General features: G+C 61.4%; 18 protein-coding genes and 2 pseudogenes. 10 read left to right on the plus strand and 10 right to left on the minus strand.

Annotation, left to right across the window (positions count from 1 at the left end):
- Nucleotides 1-104 precede the first annotated feature (104 nt).
- On the plus strand, nucleotides 105-740 hold the full coding sequence (locus KG698_RS13690) for a hypothetical protein (RefSeq protein ID WP_213686132.1): 636 nt from the start codon (nucleotides 105-107) through the stop codon (nucleotides 738-740).
- A 29-nt stretch (nucleotides 741-769) separates the two neighbouring features.
- Here the strand turns inward: KG698_RS13690 and phaZ are convergent, their stop codons facing one another.
- Complete coding sequence (phaZ, locus tag KG698_RS13695) at nucleotides 770-2,032, minus strand: polyhydroxyalkanoate depolymerase (protein WP_213686133.1); 1,263 nt, start codon at nucleotides 2,030-2,032, stop codon at nucleotides 770-772.
- A 117-nt stretch (nucleotides 2,033-2,149) separates the two neighbouring features.
- Here phaZ and phaC point away from each other — a divergent pair, with 117 nt between their 5' ends.
- The 4 genes from phaC (at nucleotide 2,150) to KG698_RS13715 (ending at nucleotide 5,590) form a co-directional block, all read left to right on the plus strand.
- Nucleotides 2,150-3,955: a class I poly(R)-hydroxyalkanoic acid synthase gene (phaC, locus tag KG698_RS13700; protein WP_367114116.1), complete on the plus strand. Its 1,806-nt coding sequence runs from the start codon at nucleotides 2,150-2,152 to the stop codon at nucleotides 3,953-3,955.
- A 131-nt stretch (nucleotides 3,956-4,086) separates the two neighbouring features.
- Nucleotides 4,087-4,542 (plus strand): Phasin, encoded by a 456-nt coding sequence (locus KG698_RS13705; protein ID WP_213686134.1) that lies wholly within the window; start codon nucleotides 4,087-4,089, stop codon nucleotides 4,540-4,542.
- Nucleotides 4,543-4,717: 175 nt separating this feature from the next.
- Nucleotides 4,718-5,269, plus strand: coding sequence for a polyhydroxyalkanoate synthesis repressor PhaR (gene phaR / locus KG698_RS13710; RefSeq protein WP_213686135.1), 552 nt, complete (start codon nucleotides 4,718-4,720; stop codon nucleotides 5,267-5,269).
- Nucleotides 5,270-5,281: 12 nt separating this feature from the next.
- A complete protein-coding gene (locus KG698_RS13715) occupies nucleotides 5,282-5,590 on the plus strand; it encodes a hypothetical protein (protein WP_213686136.1) in 309 nt (102 codons plus the stop codon).
- 6 nt (nucleotides 5,591-5,596) lie between these two features.
- Here KG698_RS13715 and KG698_RS15930 read toward each other — a convergent pair whose 3' ends face one another.
- The 9 genes and pseudogenes from KG698_RS15930 to KG698_RS13755 all read right to left on the minus strand — a co-directional run bounded on the left by KG698_RS15930 (nucleotide 5,597) and on the right by KG698_RS13755 (nucleotide 14,612).
- Nucleotides 5,597-6,631 (minus strand): molybdopterin cofactor-binding domain-containing protein, encoded by a 1,035-nt coding sequence (locus KG698_RS15930; protein WP_367114117.1) that lies wholly within the window; start codon nucleotides 6,629-6,631, stop codon nucleotides 5,597-5,599.
- 902 nt (nucleotides 6,632-7,533) lie between these two features.
- Nucleotides 7,534-7,842, minus strand: a pseudogene (locus tag KG698_RS15935) (molybdopterin cofactor-binding domain-containing protein); the annotation flags it as partial.
- 3 nt (nucleotides 7,843-7,845) lie between these two features.
- A complete protein-coding gene (locus tag KG698_RS13725; protein ID WP_213686137.1) occupies nucleotides 7,846-8,310 on the minus strand; it encodes a (2Fe-2S)-binding protein in 465 nt (154 codons plus the stop codon).
- Nucleotides 8,311-8,394: 84 nt separating this feature from the next.
- Complete coding sequence (locus tag KG698_RS13730; protein WP_213686138.1) at nucleotides 8,395-8,721, minus strand: multidrug efflux SMR transporter; 327 nt, start codon at nucleotides 8,719-8,721, stop codon at nucleotides 8,395-8,397.
- Between the two features lie 108 nt (nucleotides 8,722-8,829).
- Nucleotides 8,830-9,762: an ABC transporter permease gene (locus KG698_RS13735; protein ID WP_213686139.1), complete on the minus strand. Its 933-nt coding sequence runs from the start codon at nucleotides 9,760-9,762 to the stop codon at nucleotides 8,830-8,832.
- Entirely contained in the window at nucleotides 9,755-10,762 is a 1,008-nt protein-coding gene (locus KG698_RS13740; RefSeq protein WP_213686140.1) for an ABC transporter permease, read from the minus strand. The genes KG698_RS13735 and KG698_RS13740 overlap by 8 nt, the downstream gene beginning before the upstream one ends.
- Before the next feature lie 86 nt (nucleotides 10,763-10,848).
- Nucleotides 10,849-12,549, minus strand: coding sequence for a peptide ABC transporter substrate-binding protein (locus tag KG698_RS13745; RefSeq protein WP_213686141.1), 1,701 nt, complete (start codon nucleotides 12,547-12,549; stop codon nucleotides 10,849-10,851).
- Nucleotides 12,550-12,574: 25 nt separating this feature from the next.
- Entirely contained in the window at nucleotides 12,575-13,612 is a 1,038-nt protein-coding gene (locus tag KG698_RS13750; RefSeq protein WP_213686142.1) for an ABC transporter ATP-binding protein, read from the minus strand.
- The gene (locus KG698_RS13755; protein ID WP_213686148.1) at nucleotides 13,605-14,612 is read right to left on the minus strand and encodes an ABC transporter ATP-binding protein; all 1,008 of its coding nucleotides are present in this window, start codon (nucleotides 14,610-14,612) and stop codon (nucleotides 13,605-13,607) included. Before KG698_RS13755 ends, KG698_RS13750 begins: the two co-directional genes overlap by 8 nt.
- Nucleotides 14,613-14,837: 225 nt before the next feature.
- Between KG698_RS13755 and argE the strand changes: the two genes are divergently transcribed.
- The 5 genes and pseudogenes from argE to KG698_RS13780 form a co-directional block, all read left to right on the plus strand.
- A complete protein-coding gene (gene argE, locus KG698_RS13760; RefSeq protein ID WP_213686143.1) occupies nucleotides 14,838-15,998 on the plus strand; it encodes an acetylornithine deacetylase in 1,161 nt (386 codons plus the stop codon).
- 4 nt (nucleotides 15,999-16,002) lie between these two features.
- Nucleotides 16,003-17,175, plus strand: a complete 1,173-nt coding sequence (locus KG698_RS13765; protein WP_213686144.1) for a M20 aminoacylase family protein — start codon at nucleotides 16,003-16,005, stop codon at nucleotides 17,173-17,175.
- A gap of 10 nt (nucleotides 17,176-17,185) precedes the next feature.
- Nucleotides 17,186-18,349 (plus strand): M20 aminoacylase family protein, encoded by a 1,164-nt coding sequence (locus KG698_RS13770; protein ID WP_213686145.1) that lies wholly within the window; start codon nucleotides 17,186-17,188, stop codon nucleotides 18,347-18,349.
- Nucleotides 18,350-18,370: 21 nt separating this feature from the next.
- Nucleotides 18,371-19,534 (plus strand): M20 aminoacylase family protein, encoded by a 1,164-nt coding sequence (locus KG698_RS13775; RefSeq protein ID WP_213686146.1) that lies wholly within the window; start codon nucleotides 18,371-18,373, stop codon nucleotides 19,532-19,534.
- A gap of 118 nt (nucleotides 19,535-19,652) precedes the next feature.
- Nucleotides 19,653-19,943: pseudogene (locus KG698_RS13780) on the plus strand (hypothetical protein); the annotation flags it as partial.

The raw sequence follows: 19,943 nt of genomic DNA on the forward strand, positions 1-19,943 counted from the left end.
GTGACTTCCAAGATCTCGCGCCACTGGTCCTTTGCCTTTGCCATCAACCGCCCCCTTCTTGGATGCGATCCCCTGCGGGATCTTGTCACCAGTGGGCACTATGGGTGGGTAAGCCTTTGGCGGCAATCACACCAAAGTTTTGCACCGCCCGCCAAGGACTATGGCGCAGTGATGTGGGCTTTGTCGCGCTGGGCTATGGCCGCCTGCACGAATCGCTCCGCTTTGCAGCGGAATTCGAGGCGCAGCTGGGATCGCAGCCGATGACATCGGGTGGATCATGCGGCTTGGGGCAAATTTGTGCGCGGACCAATCTCATCGGCACATTGGGGCCGGTCTATCGCCTGCGCGCGCGGCTGGGGCATGCGATTGCGCCGGGTATCGCGATTTCCGTGGGTCTGGGGCTGTCAGCGGCTGAGGTGAATACCAGCCGCGCCTTGGTCGAAGTGGCAAGTGCGACCACCACGGGCGCATCCGTACTGCGCGCCAGCACACCCTTTGTCGTCGATGATTTGGCGCGCGGTGGCCATATCGTTTTGGGGATCAATCAAGCGCTTTCGGCACACATGACATGGGGTCTGTCGCTGTTGTTCGAGCGCTTGCATGTCAGCACCGATAGCGCGGCTGCAATGACGGCTTTGACCATGTCGGGGCCAAGCAGCGCGATGGTGCAGCTTGACCACCAAGGTGACTTTACGATCGATAGCAGCGCCTTACGGCTTTCGCTGACATGGCGCTTTTGACCCCGGCCCAAAGGCCGGGGCGCTTGCGCCTACTTGACCGCGCGCACCGCTGGCTTTGCACCTGCGGAATGGGCGTCGATGAAAGCCAGCACCAAGGGCCGGATGCGATTGCGCCAGCTTTTGCCCGCGAAAATCCCGTAATGCCCTGCCTCGGGCTCCAGATAAGATGCCTTAAGATGCGCAGGCAGGCCTGTGCAAAGATCAAGCGCGGCAACACATTGGCCGGGGGCCGAGATATCGTCTTTGCCACCTTCGACGGTCTTGACCGCGACGGTGGTGATCTTGCCGATATCCACCATCTTGCCCGCCACTGAAAAGCGGTTCTCGGCGATCTCAAGTCCCTTGAAGATGCGCTCGACCGTCGAGAGGTAGAATTCGGCCGTCATATCCATCACGGCAAGGTATTCGTCGTAGAATTTGTTGTGCTTGTCGTGATCGCCCGCTTCGCCCTTGGCGACGCGCATGATCTGCTCGGCAAAGGCGGTTGTGTGCTTTTCCGCGTTCATCGCCATGAAGGATGAGAGCTGCTGCAGCCCCGGATAGACCGACCGGCCCGCACCGGCATATTTGAAGCCGACGCGCTGGATTACGCTGCGTTCCAACTGGCCCATCGTCACGCGGCGGCCGAAATCGGTGACATCGGTCGCGGCAGCGTCGGGGTTGATCGGCCCGCCGATCAAGGTCAGCGAACGCGGCTGCGCCTCGGGGTCTTCTTCGGCCAGATAGGCCGTGGCCGCCAAGGCCAAGGGGGCCGGCTGACAGACCGCGATGACATGGGTATCGGGGCCCATCACCCGCAGGAAATCAACAAGATAGAGGGTGTAATCCTCGATATCGAACTTGCCCGCGCTAACCGGGATATCGCGCGCATTGTGCCAGTCGGTGACAAAGACATCGCAATCGGGCAGCAAGCTGAACACTGTCGAGCGCAACAATGTCGCGTAATGGCCCGACATCGGTGCCACCAACAGCACCTTGCGCCCTGTCGGCGCGCGGCCATGCACGTTGAAGCGGATCAGATCGCCAAAGGGCAATTCGCGCACAGGCTCGACCGTGATCGTGTGGTCGCGCCCATCATCGGCGGGGATCGAGTGGATCCCCCAATCGGGCTTGATCGCCATGCGTGCAAAGCTGCGCTCGGCCACTTCGCCCCATGCAGCCGTCATTTTGATCCAAGGATTGGCGAAAAGCCCCAATTGTGGGTAAGAACACATGGCGCGTGCGGTTGACCCCATCCATTGGTTGGTCACACGAATAGATTCCATGAGGTCATAGGTGAGCATGTATCGCATCGACGTCTCCTGCCTGAAGATCCGTAGCGATCGCACGGCCCCGGATCAATTCGTCGCTTTGCCACCTCACCTTGGCACCGCTAGGATTAATTGAACCATTAAGAGGGCGAAATCAAGGTGGCACGCGACGAAACCGAAGAGCGGGATACCGGCGAGAGCCTTGAACGTCTCAACCAGAACCTTGCGCGGATGGAAGCGCTTTCCAAACGCCTGGTCGCCGCACTCAGTGCGCGCAAGCCCGGCGATGCGGGGCTTGAAGGGCCGGGGCAAGATCTGATGCTCAAGACCGGCATGGCGATCTGGCAAGAGGCGCTGACCAACCCCGCCAAGCTGATGGAGCGCCAAGTCAGCTATTGGTCGCAAACCCTGACGCAGTACATGGAATTGCAAAAGGAACTGTCGCAGGGTCATTTCGCCTTGCCCGCCACCGAGGCACAGCCGCAAGACAAGCGCTTTTCCAACCCGCTGTGGCAGACGCATCCGTTTTTCCACACGATCAAGACGCAATATATGATCTCCGCCGAGGCGATGCGCAGCGCTGTTGCAGAGCTCGAGGGGCTCAGCCCCCGCGACAAAAAGAAGATCGAGTTCTTCGCGGGCCAAATCATCGATCTTTTCGCGCCGACCAATTATCTGGCCACCAATCCCGATGCCTTGGAAAAAGCCGTTCAGACCGATGGCGAAAGCCTCGTGAAGGGGCTTGAAAACCTCGTGCGCGATCTTGAAGCGCGCCATGGTGAGATTTTGCCGGTACTGGCCGACCCGACGGCCTTTCACGTCGGCGAGAATTTGGCCACGGCCAAGGGTGCTGTGGTGTTTCGCAACCAGATGTTCGAGCTCATCCAATATGCGGCCACCACCGAAAAGGTGCGCGAGACGCCCTTGGTGATCTTTCCGCCATGGATCAACAAATTCTACATTCTCGATCTCAAGCCGCAAAACTCGCTCATCCAATGGATCGTCGATCAGGGCTATACGCTTTTCGTGGTCAGCTGGAAAAACCCCGATGCCAGCTATGCCGAGACAGGCTTTGAGACCTACATCGAAGATGGCTACCTTAAGGCGATCTATGTCGCCTGCGCCGTGACGGGCCAAGATCAGGTTAATGCCGTGGGCTATTGCGTGGCGGGCACGACCTTGGCGCTCACCCTCGCGCTCAAGGCCAAGCGGGGGCAAGCGCGGGTGAAATCGGCCACCTTCTTTACCACGCTGACCGATTTCAGCGATCAGGGCGAGTTTACGCCCTTCCTTGATAGTGATTTCGTCGATGCCATCGAGCGCCAGGTGGAGGCCGAGGGGTATTTGGACAGCCATTACATGTCCAAGACCTTCTCCTATCTGCGCGCCAAGGATCTGGTCTATGGCCCCGCCGTGCGCAGCTACATGCTGGGCGAACCGCCGCCGGCCTTTGACCTGCTGTTCTGGAACGGCGACAGCACGAACCTGCCCGGCAAGATGACGGTGCAGTATTTGCGCGGCCTGTGTCAGGACAACGGCTTTGCCACTGACGGGTTCGCCTTGATGAACGAACGGCTGCATGTCTCGGATGTGCGCCTGCCGATCTGCGCCATCGCCTGTGAGACCGACCATATCGCCGCGTGGAAAGACAGCTTTCGCGGGATCGTGCAGATGGGATCGAAGGACAAAACCTTTATCTTGTCGGAGTCGGGCCATATCGCGGGCATCGTCAATCCGCCCGCCAAGAAGAAATACGGCCACTGGCGCGGGCCAGAGCCGATCGGCACCCCCGATGCCTGGAAAGAGGCCGCGACCTATCACGAAGGATCGTGGTGGCCGCATTGGGAGGCGTGGTTGTCAAAGCGGGCAGGCAAGAAAGTGCCGGCGCGCGCCTTGGGCAACGAATCATACCCCGCCACCGATCCCGCACCGGGCCGCTATGTCAGGGAAAATGTAACCGGCTGATCCATCGTCAAAATCTCGGATCTTGATGCTGCAGTGCAGAATAATCTTGACTTGCTGCACCGCAGCATGCATATATTCCGCACATGCAGAACACAGCCCCGCTGCACCGGGGCCCATCCCGGAGAAGACCAATGGCCGCTAAAACAACCGATTTCACAAAGATGATGTCCGACATGATGTCCGCCTACCCGATGGACATGTCGGCAATGACCGATGCCTTCAAGACCTCCGCCGCAATGGGCGAAAAGATGTCGAAGGTGATGCTCGACGCTGCTGAGAAGTCGACCGACATCTCGTCCAAGTTCACCAAGGACGTTATCGCCAAGCTGGCTGATGTTTCCGCCGTCAAGGCAGAGGCGACCGACTACACCAAGTCGGTGACCGATTTCGCATCCGCACAGGCCGAAATGGCCGCTGAAACCATGGCCGCCTTCGCAGAAGTTGCCAAGAAGGTGCAGATGGAAACCGTCGAGCTGATGATGGCTGCCGGCAAGGAAGCCAGCGAAGAAGCAACCGCTGCCGTCAAAAAGGCGACTGCCGAAGTGACGACTGCCGCCAAGAAAGCCGCTGCTGCCGCTGCAAAGTGAGCAACGCCTGACGGCACAGGTATTCGTGCAGGCGTCCTCCCCGCCGGCATGAACATCAGAAGGGCAGACCCTCTTGGTCTGCCCTTCGCGTTTCTGCTACTGCACAATAAATTTGCATTTCCCGCAAAGCCGCGTAGGCTTAATCTTCTGCACCGCAGGAAGGGAGAGCAGGCCCATGGCCGATACAAGCGCACCGCTTCTGATCAAGCGATATGCGAGCCGAAGGCTCTATAATACCGAAACATCCGACTATGTGACGCTCGAGGATATCGCGGGTTTCATCCGCGCGGGCCGCGAGGTCAAGATTGTCGATCTGAAATCTGGCGACGACCTGACCCGGCAATACCTGCTGCAAATCATCGCCGAGCATGAAAGCCGTGGTGAAACCGTTTTGCCCATCGCGGTTCTCAACGATCTGGTGCGCAGCTACTCGACCCAAGCCTCGACTGTGGTGCCGGATTTTCTGTCGATGAGTTTCGAGATGCTCAAGCAGGGGCAATCGAAGATGATGGAGAATATGACCGCCATCAACCCCATCGCCAAAATGCCCGGCTTCGAGGCGATGCGCGCCCAGCAAGAAGCGTTCATCAAGGCGATGACCGGCGGGCTTGGTGCGCAATGGTCAGCCCCCACCGATGAAGAGGGGGCCGCGCCCGCAAAGGGTGACGAGTTGGATGAAATCAAGCGTCAACTGGCCGAGTTACAGTCGAAACTCAGCCGCATGTAAGGGTTTGTTCTTGTGTCGCGTCACTTGGTGCTGGCCATGTTGGCCCCATTCATGCTTTCGGGCTGCGCGTATTTCGGTTTTTTGAACCCGTGGCGCGCGGCCCCAATTGACCCCAGCGTGGCGCGCTATCATGCCGCGATGGTTGATTTCTCCACCTGCGCCACGGCCAGCGATCCAGCGACCCAGCTTGCGATGGCCCAACGATTGGATGAGGCCGCAACGCTGTTGATGGCCGAGCTGCGCCCGCAAAACCCCGATCATTTCTTCATGACCGACCGTGTGCGTGCCGCCGCCATCTATTGCGCGGACAGCCTGCAATAGGTGGCCCTAGCCCACAAAGCGCAGGTGTTTGTTGAGCGGCAGATCGCGAATACGCTGCCCCGTCATATCAAAGATCGCATTGGCCAAGGCGGGTGCTGCAGGCGGTGTGCCGGGCTCACCCACACCACCGATATGGCCCGACGTCTCGAGGATGCGCACCGCGACCTCGGGCATCTGGTGTTGGCGCAGCGCGTCGTAATCGGTGAAATTGCCCTGTTCGACCACGCCACCGGCAAAGCTGATCTCTTCCATCATCGCAGCCGACAGGCCGTAAACTAAACCGCCCACCATCTGCGCCTCGATAATCGCGGGGTCGAGTGCCGTGCCGACATCGCAGGCCATCCAAGCCCGCGTCAGCGCAATCGCGCCATTGCGCTCGGCCACTTCGATCACCACGGTTGTAGGGGTGCGAAAGGAATGGGTCATCGCCACGCCCAGTCCCGTACCGGGCGCGCGGGGGCTGTCCCAGCCTGACATCTCGGCGACAGTGCGCAAGACCCCGGCGCTGGGGCCATGTTCAGCCGCGGCCAATTCCAGACGGAAGGCCAAGGGATCGCGGCCTGCGGCAATTGCCATTTCGTCAACAAAGCTTTCCATGAAAAACCCGTTGAAGGAATTGCCGACCGAGCGCCAAACGCCGATCGGCACGGCAAGATCTGCCAGATGCCCGGTCACGCGATAATTGGGGATGGCATAGGGTTGGTTGAACATCCCCTCCACATGGCCTTTGTCGGGGCCGGGCGGTGGGCTTCCGGTCATGCGCGCCATGGATTGCCGCGTAACCGATGGGGCGGCGATCCGCCCGTCCAAGGTCAGGGCCTTGCCCGCACGCACCACGCCACGCATGCGCGCAACGGCGGCAGGGCGGTAAAAATCATGGCGCATATCTTCTTCACGCGACCATGTGACCTGCACGGGTGTGCCCGCCACGGCCTGTGCGAACTGGGCGGCCAGCACGACAAAGTCAGTCTCTCCGCGCCGCCCAAAACCACCACCCAGATAGGTGACATGGCAAGTGACCTGATCGGGGTCGAGGCCCACGGCCTCGGCGGCTTTGGCTTCGGCGAAACCGGGGCTTGGCTTCCGGTCCAGATCTCCAAGCTGTCGCCGGTGAAATGGGCCGCCGCACTCATCGGCTCCATCGTGGCATGGGCAAGCCAGGGCACGGTGTATTCGGCTGTAATCTCTGTATCTGTGATATCGCGTTCCATATCGGCATCGCCATCATCGCGCAGGGTGGAATCGGCGGGCGTATCAAGGGCGGCGCGGATCACGCCAAGCATGTCTTGACCACTGTCAGGGTAGGGGGCGGGGCCCCATTCGATCGCCACAGCCTCGGCCGCGCGCATGGTAAGCCATGTGTTCGTCGCAACCACGCCAATCCCGGTGCCAAGGTCGGTCACCCGCACGACGCCCGGCATCGCCAGCGCATCGGTCGGATCGAACGCGGTCATCGTACCACCCAGATGCGGGCTCATCCGCACGGTCGCAAACATCATGCCGGGCAGGCGGACATCGATTCCGAATTGGGCGGTTCCCGTGACCTTTTCCACCATATCAAGGCGCGGCATGGCGCGGCCCAGATATTTCCACTGCGATGCTGGGCGCAATTCGACGCTGCGCGGCGGGGTGATCAAGGCGGCCTCTTGCGCCAACTCCTTATAGCTGAGTTCGATGCCCCCCGGCGCGATCACGCGACCATCGCGGATATCAAGCGTCCCTGCCGCCACGCCCAAACGCTGGGCTGCGGCCTGTTTCAGAACTTCGCGCGCGGTGGCGCCTGCTTGGCGCAGCTTGTCATAGGCATCAAGCGTCGAGGTCGACCCACCCGTGACCTGTAGCCCGATCATCTTGGACAGCACGCCCATCGCCTCTACCATCACCTCCTGCCACGCTGTGCGGTTATAGTCAGTGGTAGGTAGCGCATGGCTCATCAGCCCGGAGTTGTAATAGGCTTGTGCCGCAGGGCCGTGGATGACACGGATCTGGTCCCAAGCCACATCCAATTCCTCGGCGACGAGCGCGGGCAGGGTTGTGTAAACACCTTGCCCCATCTCGGCGCGGGCAGCGATCAGCGTGACGCCGGTCTGGTCGATAATGATCCAAGGGTTCAACGTGACCGCGCCTTCGCCCGGTTTCAGCGGATTTGGCAGGTCACGGCGGTATTGCCAGACGCCAAAGGCCACTCCCCCGGCGACGGCGGTCGCGCCGATCAGGAATGTACGCCGCGCGATCTTACCCCAATTGGCCATCTCTCACGCCTCCCGCAAGGCGCGCGCGGCGGTATGGACTGCTGCGCGGATGCGCGGATAGGTGCCGCAGCGGCACAAATTGCCCGCCATCGCCGCATCGATCTCAGCATCGCTGGGCGCAGGGGACACGGCCAAAAGATCGGCGGCCTGCATGATCTGGCCCGATTGGCAGTAGCCGCATTGCGCGACCTGATGGTCGACCCATGCCTGTTGCAAGGCATGCAGCGCACCAGGCGTGCCCAACCCTTCGATCGTGGTCACAGCGCCCGAGAAATCGGCCAGTGCCACTTGGCACGACCGCACCGCTTGGCTATCGATATGCACGGTGCAAGCCCCGCAGGCCGCAACGCCGCAGCCGTATTTCGTGCCCGTCAGGCCAAGCGCATCGCGCAAGACCCACAAAAGCGGCACATCATCGGGCAGATCGACGGAATAGTCGGTTCCATTTACGCTCAGGACACCGGTCATGGGGTCACTGTCAATCAACGCATTGGCAAAAAGGCTAGTGCCATCGAGCACCGCATCAAGCCACAGCTTTGTAACGGCGTCGCGTCACTGTACGGCACCCGACCACAGGTTGAGCACCAGCACCCCCGCCACGATCAGCCCGATACCCACCAAGGCCGCCCAATCAAGCCTTTGGCCGTAAAGCCACCACCCGATCAGCGTGACGGCGGCAACGCCCACGCCCGACCAGATCGCATAGGTGATACCAAGCGGGATGCTGCGCAGTACGAGGGCTAGAAAATAAAATGCCACCCCGTAACCCATGATTGCCATAAGGCTTGGCGCAAGCCGGGTAAACCCATCAGACGCCTTAAGCGCGGTCGTGCCGATGATCTCGCCCGTAATGGCGAAAAAAAGATAGAGCCAGGGCATGGGGTCGGGCCTTTTGGATGATTGCGGCGAAGTGGCCGGAAAACCCAAGGTTTTCCCGTGCGAAAAACCCGGGTTTTTCGCACGGGAAATCTCGAGATTTCCTCTCTCCTAGCGTCCCCGGATGCGCGGGTCGAGGGCGTCGCGCAATCCGTCACCAATATAGTTGACCGACAAAACGGTGAGCGAGATGGCCATGCCCGGCCAAATCACCCGCTCGGGGTTCTGCGTCAGCCAGTCGGTGGCATCAAACAAGAGCCGCCCCCATGTCGGGAAATCCGATGGAAACCCAAGGCCAAGGAATGACAGCGCGCTTTCGGTGATGATGGCGTTGGCAATGCCCAGCGTGGCCGAGACCATGATGGGCGACATCACATTGGGCAACAAATGGCGGGTGATCATCCGGTGGCTGGGCGTCCCGATGGAGCGCGCGGCCAGCACGAATTCACGTTCCTTCAGCGCCAAGACCTCGGCGCGGACAACGCGCGCGGTCTGCATCCAAGATGTCACGCCGATCATGAACACGATCAGCACGAAGATACCCCCTTCTGGCCCGAAATTTGCGCGCAAAGGATCGCGAAACAGCATGATCGTGACCAACAAAAGCGGCAAAAGCGGCATTGCCAAAAACAGGTCTGTGGTGCGCATCAGCAACCCATCGAGCCGCCTGAAATAGCCCGCAAGCACCCCCACCAGCGTGCCGAGTATCAGCGCCAGCGCCATTGCCGTCAGCCCCACCGCAATGGATGTCTGGCCACCGGCCATCATGCGCGCCATGGTATCGCGGCCGAGTTGGTCGGTGCCCATCGGATGGGAAAGGCTGGGGCCTGCGTTGCGCGCGCGAATGTCGATATATTGCGCATCCAAGGTCCAGATCAGTGGACCGACAAAGACGAACAGCAGCGTAAAGACGAAAAAGCCCAAGCCAAAGAGCGCGCCCTTATGCGTCTTGAACTGGTCCCAGACATCCCACCACTGGTTGCGTGGTGGTCGGTAAGCCTCGAGTGCCGGGGCCGGTTCTGTGCGATCTGCGGTCTCAGTCATAACGAATCCTCGGATCGAGCACGCCGTAAAGGATATCGGCAATCAGGCTGAACAAGACGATCAGCACGGCAAAGATAAAGCTCACCGTTTGCACCACCGGCACATCGCCGCTTTGGATCGCGATAATCAAAAGCTGGCCGATGCCATTCACCTTGAAGACTTGCTCGGTGATAATCGCGCCGCCAAAGACCGCCGGCACATTCAGCGCGATGACAGTGACGACCGGGATCATCGAGTTCTTGAGCACATGCACCAGCACGACGATCTTTTCGGTCAGCCCCTTGGCGCGCGCGGTGCGGACATAATCTTGGTTGAGATTGTCGAGCATAGAGGCGCGCAAATAGCGGCTGATCTGGCTGGCATTATAAAGGCCCAAAACCATCACTGGCATGATGATCTGTTTGAGTTGCACAACAAAGCTGTCCCAGTCGGTCACCACATGGGTGGTGTTGTAGACGCTCGGGAACCAGCCAAGGTTGACGGCGAAAATCACGATGAACAGCACACCGGTGAAAAAAGTCGGCACCGAAAAGCCCACCATCGAGATGAAAGTTCCGACCTGATCGAAGACCGAATATTGCTTATAGGCCGAGATGATCCCCAAGGGCAGCGCGATCAAGATGCCCACGATATAGGATGTGCCGACCACCCATAGCGTCTGTGGCATGCGCTGGGCGATCAGATCCATCACTGGGCTGCGGGTCTGATAAGAGATGATGCGCGGCCCGTCGGGGGCGACCTGCCAGCCAGTTGTTCCTTCGATGAAATGCAGCGGCTCGTCCCAGACCATCAGCTTGAGCCATTTGAAATACTGTACAAAGACCGGATCGTTCACACCAAGGCTTTCGCGGATCTGCTCGCGCACTTCGGGCGGGATTGTCAGCGGCAGGCCCGCCGTCGGGTCAGAGGGGGATAGCTTCACAATCAGAAATATCACGAAACTGATGAACAGAAGCGTCGGGATCGCAAGGATCAATCGCCGGATCGTATAGGTCAGCATAGGGCCAACGCCTCGGGTCAGGAGTTTCGGGGCAAGTATTGGCCCGCGCCACAAAGGGCGGCGCGGGCCGTTGTCATGTCACGCCATTACTGGGTGCGGCGCCAATCCATGATGTTCCACAATTCGCTGTCCCAATCGGACATGCGGTGGCCTTCCAAGGTGGCGGCACGGGCCGACACGCCGCCACGGTGGATAAGCGGGATGATCGAGTAGCGCACGAGCATATCGTTCATCTCGCGCGCGAGGCGGCCACGCTCGTTCAGATCGGCGGTGCGGACCATTTCGGCGACAAGCGCGTCATAGGCCGGATCGCAGAAGCGGTGGGTGTTGGAACCCTGCCACTGGCTTTGGGGCCGGGGCATGTCACCACACAGCCAGCTTGCCATATAGGCCTGCGGGTCCACACCGGCGAAGTTGTTGGTGTACATCTCGACATCGGCATAGAACTTCTGGAAGGTATCCGGGGAAGCCGGATCGCCACCGAAGAAGACCGAAGCGTCGATGTTACGCAACTCGGTTTCAACGCCGATTTCTTCCCACCATTGCTTGATCAGCGCCTGCGCGTCTTGGCGCACCGCGTTGGTCGAAGTTTGGAACAGTACGCGCATCGGCACGCCATTATACTCACGGATACCGTCACCATTGCTGTCGACGATACCGGCCCCATCAAGCAATGCGATTGCGCCGGGGATATCTTGCACGAGGCAAGCATCATTGGCGGTCGAGGCGTAAAGCGCCGGTGCGGGCAGCACGTTACAGGTGGGCTGACCACCGGCACCATAACCGATTTCGGTCAGCAATGGCCGGTCGATGGCCATCGACAGCGCTTGGCCGACGATTGGATCGGTGAGGAAGGGATGCGGCCCACCTTCGACGGTCGCGCGGGCATCGCCCAGCGCCGGGTCAGGGTTGGTCTGGTTGAGGTGGATTCGCTCGACCGAGGTACCGAACGAGACCTCGATCGCGCAACGGCCCTGCGCGGCCATGCCCGCAAGGATGGTCGGATCCATTTGCAGGTTCCATGCGTAATCGAACTCGCCTGTTTCACAGACCGAGCGCGCCGCCGAAGTCGCATCGCCGCCGCCCTTGAAGGTCACGGTTGCGAAATAGGGCCGGTCGGGGAAACGGAAATTCGGGTTGGCCGACAACTCGATCACGTCGTTGGGGCGGAATTCATCGACCTTGAAGGGGCCGGTGCCGATGGGTCCGAAATTCGCATCCGTACATTCAGGCGCGCGTGCGCCAAGGCATTCGGCGAATTGCGCGGCTTGGATCACCGGGCTCTCGGAGCCGACAAAGGCGGTGTAGGGAAAGGGGGTGGATTCGGCGAAATTCACCCGCACGGTGCGCGCATCCACGGCATCGACCGAGGTCACGCCGTCGAAATAGCCGGCCTGTGCGCAGCCGCCTTCGGGATGGGTGCAGTAGGTCCATGTGAAGACGAAATCGGCCGATGTCAGCGCGCTGCCGTCCGACCATGTCACGCCATCGGCGATGGTCCATGTGATCGATGTCAGATCGGCCGAAACGCCGCCATTATCGACCGTCGGGATGCTTTCAGCGAGCCACGGCACCATCATGCCGGTTTCGTCGAAACGGGCCATCGACTCGAGGATCAGCGAGGAGCTTTCGACTTCCTTGGTGCCGCCCGACAGATACGGGTTCAGCGTCGAGGGCGCTTGCCAGTAGATGATGTTCAGATGCCCCGAAGAGCCGCGCTCGGCCATCGCCGCGGCTGGCACAAGCGCCAGTGCCGTCGCACCGAGCAGAAGTGAATATCGTTTCATGTTTCTCTCTCTCCTTGTTGGTCGCTCAGACCTCGGTGGGTTGGGCCGCATGGGCTGCGGTCTTGTGGGTGTCTTCGGCATAGAGATGGCAGGCCACATGGCGGCCCGGCGCGATCTCGCGGATCACGGGGTCGATCTGGCGGCAAATCTCCATCACGCGCGGGCAGCGGGTGCAGAAATTGCAGCCTTTGGGCGGGTTGGCGGGGCTTGGCACATCGCCTTGCAAGATGATGCGCTCTGCGTCGTCATGGCTGGCCGGGTCCGGTTCGGGGACCGCCGACAAAAGCGCCGTAGTATAGGGGTGCATGGGATCAGCAAAAAGCGCATCGCGCGGGGCCAGTTCGACCACGCGGCCCAGATACATCACCGCGACCCTGTCGGCGATATGGCGCACCATGCTGAGGTCATGGGAAATGAACAGATAGGTCAGGCCAAGCCGGTCTTGCAGTTCTTCTAAAAGATTGACCACCTGCGCCTGGATCGACACATCAAGAGCCGCGATGGGTTCGTCGCAGACGATGAATTTGGGGTTGAGCGCAAGCGCGCGCGCAATGCCGATGCGTTGGCGCTGACCGCCCGAAAACTCGTGCGGGTAACGGTTGGCGAACTCGCGGTTCAGGCCCACCGCATCCATCAATTCATAGATGCGCTCTAACCGCTTGGCGGCGTTGAGCTTTGTATGCTCCATCAACGGCTCACCGATGATGCCCGCCACTGTCATACGGGGGTTGAGGCTGGCTTGCGGGTCTTGGAACACCATCTGCATCTTGGGGCGAAGGCGGCGCAGCTTGTCGAAGGGGGCGTGGGCGATTTCCTCACCCTCCAGCCGGATCGAACCGGCGGTAGGGTCGTAAAGCCGCAAGATCGCCCGCCCACAGGTCGATTTCCCGCAGCCAGACTCGCCCACCAGCCCCAGTGTCTCGCCCTCGTAGATGTCGAAGCTGACACCATCCACGGCTTTGACCGACCCAGTCAGGCGACGCAACAATCCCGTGCGGATCGGGAAATGCATCGTAAGATCACGCACCTCGACCAGCTTTTTCGCGCCGCTTGTGTCAAACATCGCGCTTGGCCCCCGTCTTGAAATCCCAAAAACAGGCCGCGTCATGCGCGGGTCCGACATCGAAGCGCGCGGGGTTCTCATGCGCGCAGCGATCGAATGCCTGTGGGCAGCGCGCGAGGAAGGGGCAGCTGTCAGGCGCGCGCGACAAGATCGGCGGCTGACCTTGGATCACCCGCAGTTTCGCGGCCCGCTCGCCACGGATATGCGGCACGGTTTCCAAAAGCATGCGTGTATAGGGATGCTGCGGATTGGCGAATAATTCGCGCACAGGTGCCTGTTCGACCACTTGGCCGCCATACATCACCATCACCCGGTCCGCGATACCCGCGATCACGCCCAGGTCATGGGTGATCCAGACAATCGCCATCCCAAGCTTCTGGCGCAGTTCCTTGATCAGTTCGAGGATCTGCGCCTGAATGGTGACATCAAGCGCGGTTGTCGGCTCATCGGCGATCAGCACCTTGGGATCGCAAGCCAAGGCAATCGCAATCATCACGCGCTGGCGCATGCCGCCCGAAAACTGATGCGGGTAATCGCCCAGTCGGCGGCGCGCATCGGGTATGCCCACCAGATCAAGCAATTCTGCCGCGCGCGTCGCGGCCTGCGCCTTGCTCAGCCCCATATGGGTGCGCAACGGCTCAATGATCTGGTAGCCCACGGTGAAGACGGGGTTGAGCGAGGTCATCGGATCTTGGAACACCATCCCGATCCTTGCGCCACGGATCGCGCGCATCATCTCTTCGGGGATGCGGGCTAGGTCTTGCCCTTCGAACATCACGCTGCCGCCCCGGATCTCTGCTGGTGGCATTGGCAAAAGGCGGATGAGCGACATCATCGTCACGGATTTGCCCGATCCAGACTCACCCACCACGCCCAGCAACTCGCCGGGTTTGAGCGTGAAGCTCACATTGTTGACCGCATGCACCTCGCCACCGCGGGTGCGAAAAACGGTCTTCAAGTCCTTGACATCAAGGACAAAGGGGGTGACCCCATCGCGCATCGGCAGATGCTCCCCAACCTGTTGATGCGCCACCTCTTGTCGATGCTTGGGTGGCTGCGTGTTGGGAACGCTAACATGAATTTTTTATGTCACAAGCCGCAATCTGCCTGTCTGTGCATCTGTAGAGTGCAACTGCCTATCCTTTGAGCAGATTGCTCTGCGCGGGCTTGACGACGCGTCACTGCTGGCACAGGCTTGGGCACACACATAGCCGGAGCGCACAGCATGGCAGATGTCCTGAGCCCACGGGCCTTGTTGGACAAGCTCGTTTCCTTTCCCACGGTCAGCCGCGACAGCAACCTTGCGCTGGTCGATTGGGTCGAGGGCTATCTGGCCGATAACGGCATCGCGAGCCACCGCGACTATGACCCGACCGGGCAAAAAGCGAGCCTATATGCCCATGCCGGGCCCGAGATTGCGGGCGGTGTCATCTTGTCGGGCCATACCGATGTCGTGCCTGTCGACGGGCAGGCATGGGTGACGGACCCTTTCAGCGTTGTAGAAAAAGACGGCAAGCTTTTCGGACGCGGCACCTGCGATATGAAAGGCTTTGACGCGCTGGCGATCTGGGCTTTGGTCGAGGCGCAGCGGCGCGGCGTGAAGCGACCGCTTCAGCTTTGCCTCTCCCGCGATGAGGAAATCGGCTGCACCGGCGCGCCGCCGATGATCGACGCGATGCAGGCCCATATGCCCAAGGCAGCACTTGCCATCATCGGTGAGCCGACCGAATGGGGCATCGTCAATGGCCACAAAGGTGGTGTCGGCATCGATCTGCATTTCCACGGCTTCGAGGTGCATTCCTCCATCGCCTATACCGGCGTCTCGGCCATCATGGAGGCGGCCAAGCTCATTGACTGGGCCAACCGCGTGAACGCTGAAAACGCGGCCAAGGCTGACCCGGCCTGCGATTACGACCCGCCCTATACCACGCTGCATGTCGGCATGATCCAAGGCGGCACGGCGCATAACATCACGGCCAAGGATTGCACCTTTGTGCTGACCGCGCGCTGCATCCCGCAAGAACCCAATGCCGAGTGGTACGACCGCATGATTGCCGAGATCGACAAAATCGCCGCCGGCATGAAGGCCGTTCGCCCCGAGGCAGGCATCACCGCCACGCCGCGCTGGGATGTGCCGGGCCTTCGCGCCGAGCAAGATGGAATGGCCGAGGCGTTGATCCGGCGGCTCACCGGCGAGAATGGCACATCGGTCGTCAGCTACGGCACCGAGGCGGGCCAGTTCCAAGCCGCTGGCTATTCCGCCATCATCTGCGGGCCGGGCAATATCGCACAGGCCCACCAGCCCAATGAATACATGTATGTCGAACAGCTGACCAAGGGTCAGGGCTTCATGGCGCGGCTGCTCGACATGCTTGCCGAAGGATAGCGCGATGCCCGTCAAGAACCGCTTGGCCGAACTCCATGACGAGATCACCGCTTGGCGACGCGATCTGCATGAGAACCCGGAAATCCTTTATGATCTGCCGCGCACTAGCGCGCTGGTGGCTGACCGCTTGCGCGATTTCGGTTGTGATGAGGTGGTCACAGGTATCGGGCGGTCGGGTGTGGTCGGCTTGATCCGGGGACGGTCCGACACCAAAGGGGCCGCCATCGGGCTGCGCGCCGATATGGACGCGCTGCCGATGTCGGAGAAAACCGGGCTGCCTCATGCCAGCAAGACACTGGGCAAGATGCATGCCTGCGGCCATGATGGGCATACCGCGATGCTGCTTGGGGCGGCCAAGTATCTGGCCGAGACACGCAATTTCGACGGCACGGTGGTCTTGATCTTTCAACCGGCGGAAGAAGGCGGTGCAGGTGCGCTTGCCATGATCGAGGATGGTGTGATGGATCGTTGGGGCGTCCGCGAGGTTTACGGCATGCACAATGAGCCGGGCCTGCCTGTGGGGGAATTCGGCGTGGCGCCGGGCCCGATCATGGCGGCGGCGGATGAGTTGCGCGTTGTGGTGCGCGGGCGCGGCGGCCATGCGGCCCAGCCCCATAACGTGATCGACCCGGTGCCAGCGGCCTGCGCCACGGTCATGGCGCTGCAAACGGTCGCCAGCCGCAGTGTCGATCCGATCCAATCCGTGGTCGTCTCCATCTGCGTGATGCAGACGGAATCGGCGGCAACCAATGTGATCGATGATACCGTGACTTTGGCCGGAACCGTGCGTACACTCGACGAAAAGGTCCGCGATCTGGCCGAGGCGCGGATCAAGCAGATCGTCACAGCCACTGCCGAGGCGCATGGCTGCACGGCGGAGGTGACCTACAACCGCGGCTACCCCGTGACGGTGAACCATGACGAGAACGCCCGCCTCGCGGCACAGGTGGCCGAGGCCGTGGCAGGCCAAGGTCGCGTGCGTTGGGGCCGCCCGCCACGCATGGGCGCCGAGGATTTCAGCTATATGCTGCAAGCCCGCCCCGGCGCCTTTGTCCATATCGGCAATGGCGACACGAAAAAGGTGCATCACCCCGAATATGACTTCAACGATGCCGCGATCCCCTATGGCTGTTCTTTCTTCGCCGAGTTGATCGAACGCCGCATGCCCGCGGTCTGAAGGAACGACCATGCCGATCAAGAACCGCTTTGCCGAAATGCTGCCCGAGATCACGGGGTGGCGGCACCATCTGCACGAGAACCCCGAACTGCTTTACGAGGTGCGGGAAACCGCTGCCTTTGTCGCCGACCGCCTGCGTGAGTTTGGCGTGGACGAGGTGGTGGAGGGTGTCGGCCAAACCGGCGTCGTCGGCATCATCCGGGGGCGGGGCGCGTCGGTGCGCGCCATCGGGCTGCGCGCCGATATGGACGCGCTGCCGATCCAAGAGGCGACGGGGCTACCCTATGCCTCAAAGGTGGCGGGCAAGATGCACGCCTGCGGCCATGACGGGCATACCGCGATGCTGCTGGGCGCGGCCAAGTATCTGGCCGAGACACGCAATTTCGACGGCACCGTGGTCTTGATCTTCCAACCCGCCGAAGAAGGGGGGGCAGGGGCCAAGGCGATGATCGATGATGGCCTGTTCGAGCGTTTCCCGGTGAACGAGGTTTACGGCATCCACAATGCGCCGGGCATTCCCATTGGCACCTTCGTGACCCGCCCCGGCCCGCTGCAGGCCAGCTCCGACGAGTTCGAGATTGTCGTGACGGGCAAGGGCGGCCATGCCGCAGAACCCCACCGCGCCATCGACACGACGCTGGTGGCCGCGCATCTGCTGATCGCGTTGCATTCCATCGTCTCGCGCAATGTCGATCCGTTGAAGCGCGTCGTTCTGACTGTTGGCACGTTTTCGACCGACAGCGCCGCCTCGAACATCATCCCCGACGAGGCAAGGATGGAGGGGACGGTCCGCACCCTCGACCCCGAATACCGACAGCTTGCCGAGGCGCGCATCCGGCAGGTGGCCGAACACACGGCCGCGGCCTTTGGCGCACAGGCCAAGGTCATCTGGCACCCCGGCTATCCCGTCACGGTCAATGATCCAGACGGGGCCGCGCGCGCCGTCGATGCCGCCCGCGCCGTGGCCCGCGATGTGATCGACGACGCCGACCCGATCATGCCGTCCGAGGATTTCAGCTATATGCTGGAGCGTGTCCCCGGCGCCTATGTCTTCATGGGCAATGGCGACAGCGCGATGTGCCACCACCCGAAATACGTGTTCGACGACGAGGCGATCCCCTTTGGATGCAGCTTCTTCGCCGAACTGGTCGAGCGACGATTGCCGACCGCCTGATACTGACAAGGAGAGCCCAAGATGCCCGTCAAGAACCGTTTCGCCGAACTGCTGCCCGAAATCACCGCATGGCGGCGCGACCTGCACGAAAACCCCGAGATCTTGTTCGAGACGCACCGCACCAGTGCGGTCGTGGCAGACAAGCTGCGCGAATTCGGCTGCGACGAGGTGGTCACGGGGCTGGGGCGCACGGGCGTTGTGGGGATCATCAAGGGCAAGGCCAATTCATCGGGCCGCACCATCGGCCTGCGCGCCGATATGGACGCGCTGCCGATCCACGAGGAGACGGGGCTCGATTACGCCTCCAAAACCCCCGGCGCGATGCATGCCTGCGGCCATGACGGGCATACGGCGATGCTGCTGGGTGCGGCCAAGTATCTGGCCGAGACGCGCAATTTCGACGGCACGGTCGCGGTGATCTTTCAGCCCGCCGAGGAGGGCGGCGGCGGTGGCCGCGAGATGGTCGATGACGGCATGATGGAGCGTTGGAACATCGCCGAGGTTTACGGGATGCATAATTGGCCCGGCGTGCCGACCGGGCAATTCGCCATCCGGTCTGGCCCCTTCTTTGCCGCCGCCGACCAGTTCGATATCTATGTGACAGGCTGCGGTGGTCATGCCGCCAAGCCGCATGACACGCTCGACACCACGGTGATCGCGTCCCATATCGTGCTGGCGCTGCAGACCATCGCCAGCCGCAACGCGGACCCCGTGAAACAGGTCGTGGTCTCGGTCACCAGCTTCGAGACAGGATCGAAAGCCTATAACGTCATCCCCGAAACCGTGCATCTCAAGGGCACGGTGCGCACGCTAGACCCCGGCATTCAGGACATGGCCGAGGACCGGCTGAAGGCAATTGCCGAGGGCACGGCCGCCACATTCGGCGGCACAGCGCGCGTCGATTACCGGCGCGGCTATCCGGTGATGATCAATGCCGATGCGCAGACGGAATTCGCCGCTGACGTCGCGCGCGCCGTCTCGGGGGATTGCGCCGATGCACCCCTCGTCATGGGGGGCGAGGATTTCGCCTTCATGTCGAACGCGCGCCCCGGTGCCTATATCCTTGTCGGCAATGGCGACACCGCCAATGTCCACCACCCCAAATACAACTTCAACGATGAGGCGATCCCGGCGGGCTGTTCGTGGTGGGCCGAGATCGTGGAGCGGCGCTTGCCTGCGGCCTGACAGGCATGATGTGACAGGGCGATGGGCTGACGGGGGCGGGCAGATCGGCTAAGCTCTGCCCGTTTCTTGCCCGGAGGCTGCTGTCGTGTTTCGCCACCTGACCCTGATCTGCGCCCTGATGCTTCCAACGGTTGCCTTGGCCTGGAGGGGTGGGGGCAACGAACCCTTCTGGTCGGTCACGCTGGAGGCTGGGCAGATGCAGATCATCCGTCTGGGCCTGCCCGATCTGACGCTCGACATCATCGCGCAGGACAGCGACGGCGCGGGCACGCGCATCACCGCCGCTGACCCTGCCAGTGCGCGCGATGCCGTGCTGACCCGCCAACCCGCGATCTGCCGCGATACCATGACCGGCATGCCCCACCCCGAGACCGTCACGCTGGCCTTGGGCAAGGATTGGTTCACCGGC

This window comes from Roseicyclus sp., from assembly GCF_018402035.1.
GTDB lineage: Bacteria > Pseudomonadota > Alphaproteobacteria > Rhodobacterales > Rhodobacteraceae > Roseicyclus.

What these genes read in the sequence shown, in the direction of transcription:
- phaZ (WP_213686133.1), bottom strand. Translation starts at nt 2,032, where the DNA reads ATGCGATACATGCTCACCTATGACCTCATGGAATCTATTCGTGTGACC.
- KG698_RS13705 (WP_213686134.1), top strand. Translation starts at nt 4,087, where the DNA reads ATGGCCGCTAAAACAACCGATTTCACAAAGATGATGTCCGACATGATG.
- phaR (WP_213686135.1), top strand. Translation starts at nt 4,718, where the DNA reads ATGGCCGATACAAGCGCACCGCTTCTGATCAAGCGATATGCGAGCCGA.
- KG698_RS13725 (WP_213686137.1), bottom strand. Translation starts at nt 8,310, where the DNA reads ATGACCGGTGTCCTGAGCGTAAATGGAACCGACTATTCCGTCGATCTG.
- KG698_RS13730 (WP_213686138.1), bottom strand. Translation starts at nt 8,721, where the DNA reads ATGCCCTGGCTCTATCTTTTTTTCGCCATTACGGGCGAGATCATCGGC.
- KG698_RS13735 (WP_213686139.1), bottom strand. Translation starts at nt 9,762, where the DNA reads ATGACTGAGACCGCAGATCGCACAGAACCGGCCCCGGCACTCGAGGCT.
- KG698_RS13740 (WP_213686140.1), bottom strand. Translation starts at nt 10,762, where the DNA reads ATGCTGACCTATACGATCCGGCGATTGATCCTTGCGATCCCGACGCTT.
- KG698_RS13745 (WP_213686141.1), bottom strand. Translation starts at nt 12,549, where the DNA reads ATGAAACGATATTCACTTCTGCTCGGTGCGACGGCACTGGCGCTTGTG.
- KG698_RS13750 (WP_213686142.1), bottom strand. Translation starts at nt 13,612, where the DNA reads ATGTTTGACACAAGCGGCGCGAAAAAGCTGGTCGAGGTGCGTGATCTT.
- KG698_RS13755 (WP_213686148.1), bottom strand. Translation starts at nt 14,612, where the DNA reads ATGCGCGATGGGGTCACCCCCTTTGTCCTTGATGTCAAGGACTTGAAG.
- argE (WP_213686143.1), top strand. Translation starts at nt 14,838, where the DNA reads ATGGCAGATGTCCTGAGCCCACGGGCCTTGTTGGACAAGCTCGTTTCC.
- KG698_RS13765 (WP_213686144.1), top strand. Translation starts at nt 16,003, where the DNA reads ATGCCCGTCAAGAACCGCTTGGCCGAACTCCATGACGAGATCACCGCT.
- KG698_RS13770 (WP_213686145.1), top strand. Translation starts at nt 17,186, where the DNA reads ATGCCGATCAAGAACCGCTTTGCCGAAATGCTGCCCGAGATCACGGGG.
- KG698_RS13775 (WP_213686146.1), top strand. Translation starts at nt 18,371, where the DNA reads ATGCCCGTCAAGAACCGTTTCGCCGAACTGCTGCCCGAAATCACCGCA.